Origin of the sequence: Nocardioides sp. GCM10030259 (assembly GCF_042666375.1) — a bacterium.
GTDB lineage: Bacteria > Actinomycetota > Actinomycetes > Propionibacteriales > Nocardioidaceae > Nocardioides.
Genome location: NZ_JBHTDF010000026.1, coordinates 285742 through 298454, shown reverse-complemented (window position 1 = coordinate 298454; position 12713 = coordinate 285742). Strand labels below are relative to the sequence as shown.

Annotated in this window: 12 protein-coding genes; 11 read left to right on the top strand and 1 reads right to left on the bottom strand. The window is 71.9% G+C overall.

All coding sequences use genetic code 11. The features are described 5' to 3' along the window. Nucleotides 1-6 precede the first annotated feature (6 nt). The 4 genes from hisI to ACFQQI_RS24990 all read left to right on the top strand — a co-directional run bounded on the left by hisI (nucleotide 7) and on the right by ACFQQI_RS24990 (nucleotide 1664). Nucleotides 7-360, top strand: coding sequence for a phosphoribosyl-AMP cyclohydrolase (gene hisI / locus ACFQQI_RS25005; protein ID WP_378569350.1), 354 nt, complete (start codon nucleotides 7-9; stop codon nucleotides 358-360). Then, the gene (locus ACFQQI_RS25000) at nucleotides 353-940 is read left to right on the top strand and encodes a Trp biosynthesis-associated membrane protein (protein ID WP_378569348.1); all 588 of its coding nucleotides are present in this window, start codon (nucleotides 353-355) and stop codon (nucleotides 938-940) included. The genes hisI and ACFQQI_RS25000 overlap by 8 nt, the downstream gene beginning before the upstream one ends. Nucleotides 941-1006: 66 nt before the next feature. Further along, nucleotides 1007-1207, top strand: a complete 201-nt coding sequence (locus tag ACFQQI_RS24995; RefSeq protein ID WP_378569346.1) for an HGxxPAAW family protein — start codon at nucleotides 1007-1009, stop codon at nucleotides 1205-1207. A 10-nt stretch (nucleotides 1208-1217) separates the two neighbouring features. Beyond that, a complete protein-coding gene (locus ACFQQI_RS24990) occupies nucleotides 1218-1664 on the top strand; it encodes a DUF2752 domain-containing protein (protein WP_378569344.1) in 447 nt (148 codons plus the stop codon). A gap of 21 nt (nucleotides 1665-1685) precedes the next feature. On the opposite strand, the gene ACFQQI_RS24985 is transcribed toward ACFQQI_RS24990, so the two are convergent. Next, nucleotides 1686-1997, bottom strand: coding sequence for a DUF4190 domain-containing protein (locus ACFQQI_RS24985; protein ID WP_378569342.1), 312 nt, complete (start codon nucleotides 1995-1997; stop codon nucleotides 1686-1688). Nucleotides 1998-2132: 135 nt separating this feature from the next. On the opposite strand from ACFQQI_RS24985, the gene trpC reads away from it, so the two are divergent. The 7 genes from trpC (at nucleotide 2133) to ACFQQI_RS24950 (ending at nucleotide 12681) form a co-directional block, all read left to right on the top strand. Next, nucleotides 2133-2915: an indole-3-glycerol phosphate synthase TrpC gene (gene trpC / locus ACFQQI_RS24980; protein WP_378569340.1), complete on the top strand. Its 783-nt coding sequence runs from the start codon at nucleotides 2133-2135 to the stop codon at nucleotides 2913-2915. Nucleotides 2916-2953: 38 nt separating this feature from the next. Further along, nucleotides 2954-4132, top strand: coding sequence for a tryptophan synthase subunit beta (gene trpB, locus ACFQQI_RS24975; protein ID WP_378569536.1), 1179 nt, complete (start codon nucleotides 2954-2956; stop codon nucleotides 4130-4132). Beyond that, entirely contained in the window at nucleotides 4129-4905 is a 777-nt protein-coding gene (trpA, locus tag ACFQQI_RS24970; protein ID WP_378569338.1) for a tryptophan synthase subunit alpha, read from the top strand. Before trpB ends, trpA begins: the two co-directional genes overlap by 4 nt. Next, nucleotides 4898-5503: an SCO family protein gene (locus tag ACFQQI_RS24965; RefSeq protein WP_378569336.1), complete on the top strand. Its 606-nt coding sequence runs from the start codon at nucleotides 4898-4900 to the stop codon at nucleotides 5501-5503. The genes trpA and ACFQQI_RS24965 overlap by 8 nt, the downstream gene beginning before the upstream one ends. A gap of 6 nt (nucleotides 5504-5509) precedes the next feature. Then, nucleotides 5510-6478, top strand: a complete 969-nt coding sequence (gene lgt, locus ACFQQI_RS24960) for a prolipoprotein diacylglyceryl transferase (RefSeq protein ID WP_378569335.1) — start codon at nucleotides 5510-5512, stop codon at nucleotides 6476-6478. Between the two features lie 184 nt (nucleotides 6479-6662). Beyond that, nucleotides 6663-11222 carry a glutamate synthase large subunit gene (gene gltB / locus ACFQQI_RS24955; RefSeq protein ID WP_378569333.1) on the top strand — a complete coding sequence of 1520 codons (4560 nt, stop codon included), beginning with the start codon at nucleotides 6663-6665 and terminating at the stop codon, nucleotides 11220-11222. Beyond that, the gene (locus tag ACFQQI_RS24950) at nucleotides 11215-12681 is read left to right on the top strand and encodes a glutamate synthase subunit beta (RefSeq protein WP_378569331.1); all 1467 of its coding nucleotides are present in this window, start codon (nucleotides 11215-11217) and stop codon (nucleotides 12679-12681) included. Before gltB ends, ACFQQI_RS24950 begins: the two co-directional genes overlap by 8 nt. Nucleotides 12682-12713: the final 32 nt, after the last annotated feature.

The following is a 12713-nucleotide window of genomic DNA, read 5'->3' as shown; positions in this document are numbered from 1 at the left end:
GGACGCGTGACCACGCTCGACCCCGCCATCGCCGCCAGGCTCAAGCGCACCGCGGAGGGCCTCGTGCCCGCGGTGGCGCAGCAGCACGACACCGGCGAGGTGCTGATGCTCGGCTGGATGGACGACGAGTCGCTGGCCCGGACGATCGAGACCGGGCGGGCGACGTACTGGAGCCGCTCGCGCCAGGAGTACTGGGTCAAGGGCGACACGTCCGGCCACGTCCAGTGGGTCAAGGAGATCCGCCTCGACTGCGACGGCGACACGCTGCTGGTCAAGGTCGACCAGGTGGGAGCCGCGTGCCACACCGGCGACCGCACCTGCTTCGACGCCGCCCTGCTCCACGAGGCCACGGATGGCTGACGCGACCACCGGGCGGCGCCGGACCTTCGGCCCGGTCGCGCTGCTCGGCCTTGCCGCCGGTGGCCTCGCCGCCGTCGCCGGCACCAAGCCGGCGGTCGAGGGCGAGGGCGAGGCGGCGCGGGCGACCAGCAGCATGCTGGTCTCGTTCGACGCGCACCTGCCGCTGGTGACGTCGCTCGGCCTGGTCGTGCTCGCGTGCTGGGGCGTCCTGCTGGTGACGAGGGGTCGGGTACGCCGTGCCGTCGCCGCCCTCGCCACGCTGGCGGGCGCCGGCGCGCTGGTGGCCGCGCTCGCGGCGTACTCCCAGGTGCCCGACCAGCTCCGTGACGAGCTGGCCCTGGTGGGGATCGCCGACCCCGACCTGTCCCGCACCGCGTGGTACTGGGCGGCGGTCGCCGGGACGGTGCTCGCCACGATCGCCGGCGCGCTGGCGTTCCTGTGGTGTCCCTCGTGGCCCGAGATGGGCACCCGCTACGACGCGCCCGGCTCCGCCGAGCCGGCGCCCGTGGCGCCCGCCGAGGAGCAGAGCAACCTCGACCTCTGGAAGGCGATGGACGAGGGACGCGACCCCACCGCCTGAGGTCAGGGCATCCCTCTGAATAGACTGTCCCCGCACCGCTGTCCGCCCCTGCTCGAGGAGCCCCGCATGTCTGCAAACCACGGCAACACCCCTGCGGCCTGGACGTTCGTCGCCATCGCCATGCTCGGGTTCGTGGTCGGCGCCGCCGGCATGCTGTTCAGCCCGATCAACTGGACGATCTTCTGGATCGGCGCCGCCCTCGCGGTCGCCTCGCTCATCGTCTTCCCGATCATGGTCCGCCTGGGCTTCCACGAGTCGGACCACTGACGGACCGGTCATGACCGCCACCGCGCCGGCCCCGATCGCGGGGGCGGCGTACGCCACGAGCCGGTGGCGGCGGGTCCGCGGGCCGGCGCTGGTCCTCGGCGGGCTCGGCCTGGCCACGCTGGCGCTGCACGTCCGCGACCCGCACGAGTCGGGGTCGTGGGGCTTCTGCCCCAGCGCCGCGCTCGGCATCTACTGCCCGGGCTGTGGCGGCCTGCGTGCGGTCAACGACCTCACGAACGCGGACCTCGGGGCCGCTGCCTCGAGCAACCTGCTCTTCGTCGCGCTGCTGCCGCTGCTGGTGTTCCTGCTCGGTCGCTGGGCGCTCGACCGCTGGACGGGGCGGGTGCGGGTGCCCGACGCGCGTCGTACCCAGGTGTTCCTGGTCGGCGCCGGCATCGTCGCCCTTGCCTTCACCGTCCTGCGCAACGTCGCCGCCGGGTCGTGGCTCGCGCCCTGACCCGACGGCGATCGGCGCCGGTCAGGCGGCGAGCAGGGCGATGTTGACGATGATGCCGAGCACCGACAGCACCGTGCCGATGATGCCGCAGATGTAGCCGGCGTTGACCTGGCCGCGCCCGCCGTACTGGCCCGGGTTCGCGTCGATCTCGCTGAGCGCGCTGCGGCCCATGATGATCGCCGGGATGCCGGTGAACAGGCCGCAGCAGGGGATGCTGAGGATGCCCAGGACGAGGATCAGGGTTGCCCGCGGGTGGTTCGGCACCGGAGCGCCGTACGGCGGCTGCGGAGCGCCGTACTGCGGCGGCGGGGGAGGCGGGTCTGAGTAGCTCACGCGTGATTCCTCTCGTGTCGGCCCGTCCGTCTGCCGGGCCGTGTATCAGCGGACACTACCCACGGGCATCGGCTTCATGCCGCGTGAAACACTGGGGCCGCAAGATCCGCAGCCCGTCCGGTGGGAGAGACCAGCATGTCCGTGCTCGACGACATCGTCGCCGGCGTGCGCGCCGACCTCGCCGAGCGTGAGTCGCGGACCAGCCTCGCCGACCTGCGCGCCGCGCTCGCCGACGTCGACCCGCCGCGCGACCCGATGCCGCACTTCCGCGGGCCCGGCTCGAGCGTGATCGCCGAGGTGAAGCGGCGCAGCCCCAGCAAGGGCGACCTCGCCGACATCCCGGACCCGGCAGAGCTCGCGCAGCGGTACGCCGCGGGCGGGGCGGCCGCGATCAGCGTGCTCACCGAGCAGCGCCGCTTCGGCGGCAGCCTCGGCGACCTGCGCGCGGTGCGGGCCGCCGTGGACACGCCGATCCTGCGCAAGGACTTCATCGTCACGACGTACCAGCTCGTCGAGGCCCGCGCCGCCGGCGCCGACCTCGCGCTGCTGATCGTGGCGGCGCTCGACGACGACACCCTGCGGCGCCTGCACGACGAGGCCCGGGAGCTCGGGCTGACCGTGCTGGTCGAGGTGCACGACGAGGCCGAGACCGAGCGCGCCGTCGCGCTCGGCGCCGAGCTGGTCGGCGTCAACGCACGCAACCTCAAGACGCTCGCGATCCACGACGACACGTTCGGCCGGCTGGCGCCGCTGGTGCCCGACGACCGCGTCAAGGTGGCCGAGAGCGGCATCTTCAGCCCGGTTGACGTGAAGCGCTTCGTCTCCGAGGGCGCCCGCGCGGTGCTCGTCGGCGAGGCGCTGGTGAAGGACGGCGACCCGCAGGCCGCGGTCGCCGCGATGACAGGAGTGACGCCGTGACGTTCGACGCCGACGAGCGGGGGTGGTTCGGAGACCCCATGACCGGGTTCGGGGGGCGCTTCATGCCCGAGGCCCTGGTCTCCGCGCTGGACGAGCTCACGGTGGCGTGGCAGGACGCGATGGCCGACCCGTCGTTCGTCGCCGAGTTCGAGCAGATCCTGCGCGAGTACGCCGGAGTGCCGAGCCCGCTCTACTTCGCCGAGCGGCTCAGCGACCAGGTCGGCGCCCGGATCCTGCTCAAGCGCGAGGACCTCAACCACACCGGTGCCCACAAGATCCGCAACGTGCTCGGCCAGGCGCTGCTCACCAGGCGGATGGGCAAGACCCGCGTGATCGCCGAGACCGGCGCCGGCCAGCACGGCGTCGCGAGCGCGACCGCCGCGGCCTACTTCGGCCTCGACTGCACGGTCTACATGGGCTCGGTCGACACCAAGCGCCAGGCGCTCAACGTCGCCAGGATGAACCTCCTCGGCGCCAAGGTCGTCGCGGTCGACTCCGGCAGCGCGACGCTCAAGGACGCCATCAACGAGGCCCTGCGTGACTGGGTCGCGAGCGTCGACCACACGGCGTACCTCTTCGGCACCGCCGCCGGGCCGCACCCGTTCCCGAGCATGGTCCGCGAGTTCTGCCGCGGCATCGGCGACGAGGCCCGCGCCCAGTGCCTCGAGCAGTACGACGTGCTGCCCGACGCCATCGCCGCCTGCGTCGGCGGTGGGTCCAACGCGATCGGCCTGTTCACCGCGTTCCTCGACGACGCCGACGTCGACATCTACGGCTTCGAGGCCGGCGGCGAGGGCTTCGACACCGGCCGGCACGCCGCGACGATCTACGCCGGCGACCCCGGCGTGCTCCACGGCGCCCGCACGTACGTCCTCCAGGACGAGGACGGCCAGACCATCGAGTCGCACTCGATCTCGGCCGGCCTCGACTACCCGGGCGTCGGCCCGCAGCACGCGCACCTCGCCGCCTCCGGGCGCGCGACGTACGAGCCCGTGACCGACGTCGAAGCGATGGACGCGATGGCGCTGCTCGCCCGCACCGAGGGGATCATCCCGGCGATCGAGTCCGCCCACGCGCTCGCGGGCGCGCTGCGGCTGGCGCCGGAGCGCCAGGGCCAGACGATCCTGGTCAACCTCAGCGGCCGCGGTGACAAGGACATGGGCACCGCGCTCGAGTACTTCAAGCTCGGCAGCCCCGACGAGGAGACCGGCAAGTGAGCACCAGCAGTGCCTTCGCGAGGGCGAAGGAGGAGGGCCGCGCCGCGCTGATCGGCTACCTGCCCGCCGGGTTCCCCGACGTCGAAGGTTCCATCAAGGCGCTCGAGGTGATGGTCGACGCGGGGTGCGACGTCATCGAGATCGGCCTGCCCTACAGCGACCCCGTCATGGACGGCCCGGTGATCCAGGCGGCGGTGCAGCAGGCCCTGGACGGCGGCGTGCGCATCGACGACGTCTTCCGGGTGGTCGAGGCAGTCGCCGCCACTGGCACCCCGACCCTGGTGATGACCAGCTGGAACCCCGTCGTGCGTCACGGGGTCGAGCGATTCGCCCAGCGCTTGTACGACGTGGGAGGTGCTGGCCTCATCACCCCCGACGTCACGCCCGACGTCGTCCCCGACTGGATCGCCGCCGCGGATGCCCGGGACCTGGACAAGGTCTTCCTCGTGGCGCCCTCCTCGACCGACGAGCGCATCGCGATGACCACGGCCAGCTGCCGTGGCTTCGTGTACGCCACCGGCATCATGGGCGTCACCGGCACCACGCAGGCGACCGCGGCCGGAGTCGCTCCCTTGATCACCCGGACCAGGGCGACCACCCAGCTTCCGATCGGCGTGGGCGTCGGGGTCAGCACCAGGGCCCAGGCGGCCGACCTGTCGGCTCACGTCGACGGGGTTATCGTGGGCACGGCGTTCGTCCGGGCGCTGGCCGACGGCCTGCCCGCGCTGGCCCTGCTGACCGAGGACCTGGCCGAGGGAGTACGGCGTGCGTAGAGGCATCATCGCCGCTGCCCTGACCGCCCTGCTCCTCCCGCTCGCCGCCTGCGGTGGCGACGACGACGGAGGTGGCGGCGGAGGGCTCGCCGGCACCGTGCTCGACCCGCCGTTCGAGGTGGCGTCGACGGCCCTGACCGACACCAGCGGGCAGCCGTACTCCCTGACGGACGACACCGAGAAGCCGCTGACGCTCGTCTTCTTCGGCTACACGCACTGCCCGGACATCTGCCAGGCCGTGATGTCCAACCTCGCCACGGCGGTGACCCGGCTCGACGAGCGGGACCGCGAGCGGGTCGACGTCGTCTTCGTGACGACCGACCCGGCCCGCGACACCACCGAGGTCCTGGGGCGCTACCTCGAGCACTTCGACCCGTCGTTCGTCGGGCTCACCGGTGACCTCGACACGATCGTCGGCGTCGCGAAGCCCCTCGGCGTGGGCGTCACGCAGGGTAAGAAGCTGCCCTCGGGCGGCTACGACGTCACCCACGGCACCACGATCACCGGCATCGACGCCGACGACGACGGCACGGTCTACTGGAGCGAGTCGACCTCGTCCGCCGACTTCGCCGCCGACATCCACACGCTCCTGAACTGAGGTCCCATGGCCGCGCTCGCCACCGTGCTCTCGATCCCCAGCCCGTCGTCGGGCGTGTGGCACCTGGGTCCGCTGCCGCTGCGCGGCTACGCACTCGCGATCATCCTGGGGATCGTCGCGGCCATCTGGATCGGCGAGCGGCGCTGGGTGGCCCGCGGCGGCCGGCCGGGCGACATCCAGGACATCGCGATCTGGGCGGTGCCCTTCGGGCTGGTCGGCGGGCGGCTCTACCACGTGCTGACCGACCAGGACCTCTACTTCGGCTCCGGCCAGAACCCCGTCGAGGCGCTGTACGTCTGGCGCGGCGGCCTCGGCGTCTGGGGCGCCATCGCCCTGGGCGCCGTCGGCGCGATCATCGCCGCCAGGCTCAAGGGCATCAAGCTGCTGCCGGTGCTCGACGCGATGGCGCCCGGCGTGCTGGTCGCGCAGGCCCTCGGCCGGTGGGGCAACTGGTTCAACCAGGAGCTCTTCGGCAAGCCGACCGACCTGCCATGGGCCCTCGAGGTCAGCGACGACGTCGCGCTGAACGCCGGCCACCCACCCGGCACGACGTTCCACCCGACGTTCCTCTACGAGAGCCTGTGGTGCCTCGCGGGCTTCGCGCTGCTGATCTGGGCAGACCGGCGCTTCCGACTCGGCTACGGCCGCGTCGTGGCGCTCTACATCATGGTCTACACGGTCGGCCGCGGCTGGATCGAGATGCTGCGCATCGACAACGTGGAGCTCGACGACGTCGGGGGCCTCCGGTTCAACGTCTGGACGTCGATCGCACTCTTCCTGGCCGCCCTGGCCTGGTTCGTCGTGAGCGCGCGGCGCCATCCCGGCCGTGAGGAGCAGGTGTACGTCGCGGGCCGCGGCCCCGACACGCCGCCGGACGCCGGCGAGACGAAGGCCACCTCTCCCGGGTCCGCGGAAACCGACGTACGCTCGACGGAGGCCGACGCCGATCGCGGCGGCCACTCCGGGACGGACTGACCTCCACTCGACAGGTGTCCGAGGCCGGACAGACGGGAATGACCATCCCGCGCGGGTGATAATCTGGCTCTTCCGCTAGGGCCAATGTCGTCCCCTGCCCACCGAATCAGCTTTGCCGATCCGCCGGCGCCGGCCCCACAGCGTTGTAGGTCCTGCGCGGCACGAGACGACGGGAGAATGCCCGGTGCCGTACTCGCACGCATTCCCGCCGCCCGAAGGGCTCTACGACCCGCGCTTCGAGAAGGACGCCTGCGGCGTCGCTTTCGTGGCCACCCTCACGGGCGAGGCCAGCCACGACATCGTGAAACAGGGCATCCAGGCCCTGCGCAACCTCGACCACCGCGGCGCCGCCGGGGCCGAGCAGAACACCGGCGACGGCGCCGGCATCCTGCTGCAGATCCCCGACGCCTTCCTGCGCGCGGCCGCGCAGGAGGCCGGTTTCGAGCTCCCGCCGCAGCACGCGTACGCCGTGGGCACGGCCTTCCTGCCCGGCGACGACGAGCAGGTCGCCAAGACCCGCCACCGGATCGAGGAGATCGCTGCCGAGGAGGGCCTGACCGTCCTCGGCTGGCGCGACGTCCCGACCGACCCCGCCGAGCTCGGCGGCATGGCGCTCGGCGTGATGCCGTCCTTCCAGCAGCTGTTCGTCGCCGGCTCGGGCTCCCGCGTGACCGGCATGGCGCTCGAGCGGCTGGCGTTCTGCCTGCGCAAGCGCGCCGAGCGCGAGACCGACGTGTACTTCCCGTCGCTGTCGTCGCGGACCCTGATCTACAAGGGCATGCTCACCACCGACCAGCTCGACAAGTTCTTCCCCGACCTGCTCGACGAGCGGGTCACGTCGGCGCTGGCCGTGGTCCACTCGCGCTTCTCGACCAACACGTTCCCGAGCTGGCCCCTGGCGCACCCGTTCCGCTTCATCGCGCACAACGGCGAGATCAACACCGTCATGGGCAACCGCAACTGGATGCGGGCCCGCGAGGCGCTGCTGGCCTCCGACGTCATCCCCGGCGACCTCGACCGGCTGTTCCCGATCACCACGCCCGGTGCGTCGGACTCCGCGTCGTTCGACGAGGTGCTCGAGCTGCTGCACATGGGTGGCCGCTCGCTGCCCCACTCCGTGCTGATGATGATCCCGGAGGCCTGGGAGAACCACGGCGAGATGGACGCCAAGCGCCGCGCGTTCTACGAGTTCCACTCCACGCTGATGGAGCCCTGGGACGGCCCGGCGTGCGTGGTCTTCACCGACGGCTCCCAGATCGGCGCCGTCCTCGACCGCAACGGCCTGCGCCCCTCGCGCTACTGGGTCACCGACGACGGCCTCGTCGTGCTGGCCTCCGAGGTCGGCGTGCTCGACATCGACCCCGCGAAGGTGGTCCGCAAGGGCCGCCTCCAGCCGGGCCGGATGTTCCTCGTCGACACCGACGAACACCGGATCATCGAGGACGAGGAGATCAAGGCCGAGCTCGCGGCGGAGCACCCGTACGACGAGTGGCTGCACGCCGGCCTGATCCACCTCGACGACATCCCCGAGCGCGAGCACATCGTGCACACCCACGCCTCGGTCACCCGGCGCCAGCAGGTCTTCGGCTACACCGAGGAGGAGCTCCGGGTCCTGCTCACGCCGATGGCCAACACCGGCGCCGAGCCGATCGGCTCGATGGGCACCGACACCCCCATCGCCGCGCTGAGCGACAAGCCGCGGCTGCTGTTCGACTACTTCAGCCAGCTCTTCGCCCAGGTCACCAACCCGCCGCTCGACGCGATCCGCGAGGAGCTGGTGACCTCGCTGGCCGGCACCATCGGGCCCGAGGCCAACCTGCTCGAGCCGGCGCCGGCGTCGTGCCGGATGGTCGTGCTGCCGTTCCCGGTCATCTCCAACGACGACCTGGCCAAGATCCGGCACATCAACCGCGACGGCGACATGCCGGGCTTCATCACCCACGTGGCGCGCGGTCTCTACCCCGTCGAGGGTGGCGGCGCCGGGATGGCCCAGCGGATCGACGAGATCTGCCAGGAGGTGTCCGCCGCGATTGCCGACGGCGCGCGGATCATCGTGCTCTCCGACCGACACTCGACGGCCGAGCACGCTCCGATCCCGTCGCTGCTGCTCACCGGCGCGGTCCACCACCACCTGGTGCGCGAGAAGACCCGCACCCAGGTCGGGCTGCTGGTCGAGGCCGGCGACGTCCGCGAGGTGCACCATGTCGCGCTGCTCGTCGGGTACGGCGCGGCCGCGGTCAACCCGTACCTCGCGATGGAGTCCGTCGAGGACCTCGCCCGCGAGGGCTACTACGTCGGCAACGACCCCGAGCAGGCCGTCAAGAACCTCGTCAAGGCGCTCGGCAAGGGCGTCCTGAAGGTGATGTCGAAGATGGGCGTCTCGACGGTCGCGTCGTACACCGGCGCCCAGATCTTCGAGGCGGTCGGGCTCTCGCAGGCCCTCGTCGACAAGTACTTCACCGGCACGGTCTCCAAGCTCGGCGGCGTCGAGCTCGACACGATCGCCGACGAGGTCGCGCGCCGGCACGCCACGGCGTACCCGCGCGGCGGCATCTCGCCGGCGCACCGGGAGCTCGAGATCGGCGGCGAGTACCAGTGGCGCCGCGAGGGCGAGCCACACCTGTTCGACCCCGAGACCGTCTTCCGGCTGCAGCACTCCACCCGCACCGGTCGCTACGACGTCTTCAAGCAGTACACCTCGCGCGTGGACGAGCAGTCCGCGCGGCTGATGACGATGCGCGGGCTGTTCCGGTTCAAGGACTCCGGCGAGTCCGGGCGCCCGCCGATCCCGCTCGAGGAGGTCGAGCCGGCCTCCGCGATCGTGAAGCGGTTCTCGACCGGCGCGATGTCCTACGGTTCGATCAGCAAGGAGGCGCACGAGACCCTCGCGATCGCCATGAACCGGCTGGGCGCGAAGTCCAACACCGGTGAGGGCGGCGAGGACCCCGCCCGCCTCTACGACCCCGAGCGGCGCAGCGCGATCAAGCAGGTCGCGTCGGGCCGGTTCGGCGTCACGTCGGAGTACCTCACCAACGCCGACGACATCCAGATCAAGATGGCCCAGGGCGCGAAGCCCGGTGAGGGCGGCCAGCTGCCCGGCAACAAGGTCTACCCGTGGGTGGCGAAGACCCGGCACTCCACGCCGGGCGTGGGACTCATCAGCCCGCCGCCGCACCACGACATCTACTCGATCGAGGACCTGGCGCAGCTGATCCACGACCTCAAGAACGCCAACCCGCAGGCCCGCGTCCACGTGAAGCTGGTGTCCGAGGTCGGCGTCGGCACGGTCGCGGCGGGCGTCTCGAAGGCGCACGCCGACGTGGTGCTGATCTCCGGCCACGACGGCGGCACCGGCGCCGCGCCGCTCACGTCGCTCAAGCACGCGGGCGGCCCGTGGGAGCTCGGCCTCGCCGAGACCCAGCAGACCCTGCTGCTCAACGGCCTGCGTGACCGGATCGTGGTTCAGACCGACGGCCAGCTCAAGACCGGCCGCGACGTGGTGATCGCGGCGCTGCTGGGCGCCGAGGAGTACGGCTTCGCGTCGGCGCCGCTGGTGGTCTCCGGCTGCATCATGATGCGGGTCTGCCACCTCGACACCTGCCCGGTGGGCGTCGCGACGCAGAACCCCGTTCTGCGCGAGCGCTTCAACGGCAAGCCCGAGTTCGTCGTGAACTTCTTCGAGTTCATCGCCGAGGAGGTCCGCGAGCTGCTCGCCGAGCTGGGCTTCCGATCGCTCGACGAGGCGATCGGCCAGGTCGGCAGCCTCGACGTGGCGCGCGCGGTCGACCACTGGAAGGCGGCCGGCCTCGACCTGAGCCCGGTGCTGCACCAGCCGGACCGGTCGGCGTTCCCGGAGCAGGACCTCTACTGCACCAAGTCGCAGGACCACGCGCTCGGCAAGTCGCTCGACGTCACCGAGCTGGTCCCGCTGGCGAAGCCCGCGATCGAGCAGGGTGAGCCGGTGCGGGCGCAGGTGCAGATCCGCAACGTCAACCGCACCGTCGGCACGATCCTCGGCCACGAGGTCACGAAGAAGCACGGCGGCGACGGGCTGCCCGACGGCACGATCGACATCACCTTCACGGGGTCGGCGGGCCAGTCGTTCGGCGCTTTCGTGCCGCAGGGCATCACGCTGCGGCTCGAGGGCGACGCCAACGACTACGTCGGCAAGGGCCTGTCGGGCGGCCGGATCGTCGTACGCCCGGACCGGGCGGCGAGGTTCGAGGCCAACGAGCAGATCATCGCCGGCAACGTGATCGCGTACGGCGCGACCTCGGGCGAGATCTTCATCCGCGGCGGCGTCGGTGAGCGGTTCTGCGTGCGCAACTCCGGCGTGCGGGCCGTCACCGAGGGCGTGGGCGACCACGGCTGCGAGTACATGACCGGCGGCCGGGTCGCCGTGCTGGGCCCGACCGGCCGCAACTTCGCGGCCGGCATGTCCGGCGGCGTGGCCTGGGTCCTCGACCTCGACGCGCAGCGGGTCAACGCCGACCTGGTCGAGCTCGGTCCGGTCGCCGGCGAGGCGGCCGTCGAGCTCGAGCAGATGGTGCGCCGCCACTTCGAGGAGACCGGCTCGACGGTCGCCGAGGACCTGCTCGCCGACTGGGGGACCTCGCTGACGCGGTTCACCGAGATCATGCCCACCGACTACCGGAAGTCTCTGGAGGCGAAGGCCAAGGCGGAAGCCGACGGCCTCGACGAGAACGAGACCGCCCACGCGATGATGGAGGCGCTCCATGGCTGACCCCCGCGGGTTTCTGAAGAGCGGCCGTGAGGTCGCGACCCGCCGTCCGATCGACGAGCGGGTGCAGGACTGGAACGAGGTCTACCCGGGCTCGGCCGGCCGCGCGCTGCTGCCGATCATCACCGAGCAGGCGGGCCGCTGCATGGACTGCGGCATCCCGTTCTGCCACCAGGGCTGCCCGCTCGGGAACATCATCCCCGAGTGGAACGACCTGGTCTGGCGTGACGACTGGGAGGGCGCCATCGAGCGCCTGCACGCGACCAACAACTTCCCGGAGTTCACCGGTCGCCTCTGCCCGGCCCCCTGCGAGACCGCCTGCGTGCTGGGCATCAACCAGGACCCGGTCACGATCAAGAACGTCGAGGTCGCGATCGCCGACAAGGCGTGGGAGTCCGGCCTGGTCCGGCCGCAGCCGCCGGAGTGGCTCTCGGGCCGCACGGTCGCGGTCGTCGGGTCCGGCCCCGCCGGCCTGGCGGCGGCCCAGCAGCTCACCCGCGCCGGCCACACGGTCGCGGTCTACGAGCGCGCGGACCGGATCGGCGGGCTGATGCGCTACGGCATCCCCGAGTTCAAGATGGAGAAGAAGTACCTCGACCGGCGCCTCGAGCAGATGCGCCGGGAGGGCACGGTCTTCCGGGCCGGCGTCGACGTCGGCTCCGCGCTCGGGGCCGACGCGCTCCGGGAGCGGTACGACGCCGTCGTGCTCGCCATGGGCGCCACCGAGGCCCGCGACCTGAAGGTCCCCGGCCGCGAGCTCGGCGGGATCCACCAGGCGATGGAGTTCCTGCCCCAGGCCAACCGCAAGGCGCTCGGCGAAGAGGTCGAGGACGAGATCACGGCCGAGGGCAAGCACGTCGTGATCATCGGCGGCGGCGACACCGGCGCGGACTGCCTCGGCACCTCGACCCGGCAGGGCGCGGCGTCGATCACGCAGCTGGAGATCATGCCGGAGCCGCCCGAGGGGCGGCCGGCGGGACAGCCGTGGCCGACGTACCCGATGGTCTTCCGGATCTCCTCGGCCCACGAGGAGGCGGGGGAGAGGGTGTACGCCGTCTCCACCCAGGAGTTCCTCGGCGACGAGCAGGGCAACGTCCGGGCGCTGCGCCTGGTCGACGTCGTCTTCGAGGGCGGCAAGCTCACCGAGATCGCGGGCACCGAGCGGGAGATCCCGGCCGAGCTCGTGCTCTTCGCGATGGGCTTCGTCGGTCCGGAGAAGCCGGGCCTCGTGGAGCAGCTCGGCGTGGACCTCGACGAGCGCGGCAACATCACGCGCGACGCGTCGTACGAGTCCTCGGTGCCGGGCGTCTTCGTCGCCGGTGACGCCGGCCGCGGCCAGTCGCTCATCGTCTGGGCGATCGCCGAGGGTCGCGCGGCGGCGGCAGCGGTGGACCGGCACCTCACCGGTTCGACCACGCTGCCGGCGCCGATCAAGCCGACCGAGCGCCCGCTGGTGGTGTGACGGATCGCCGCCGGGCCGGGGTTTGGTCTTCA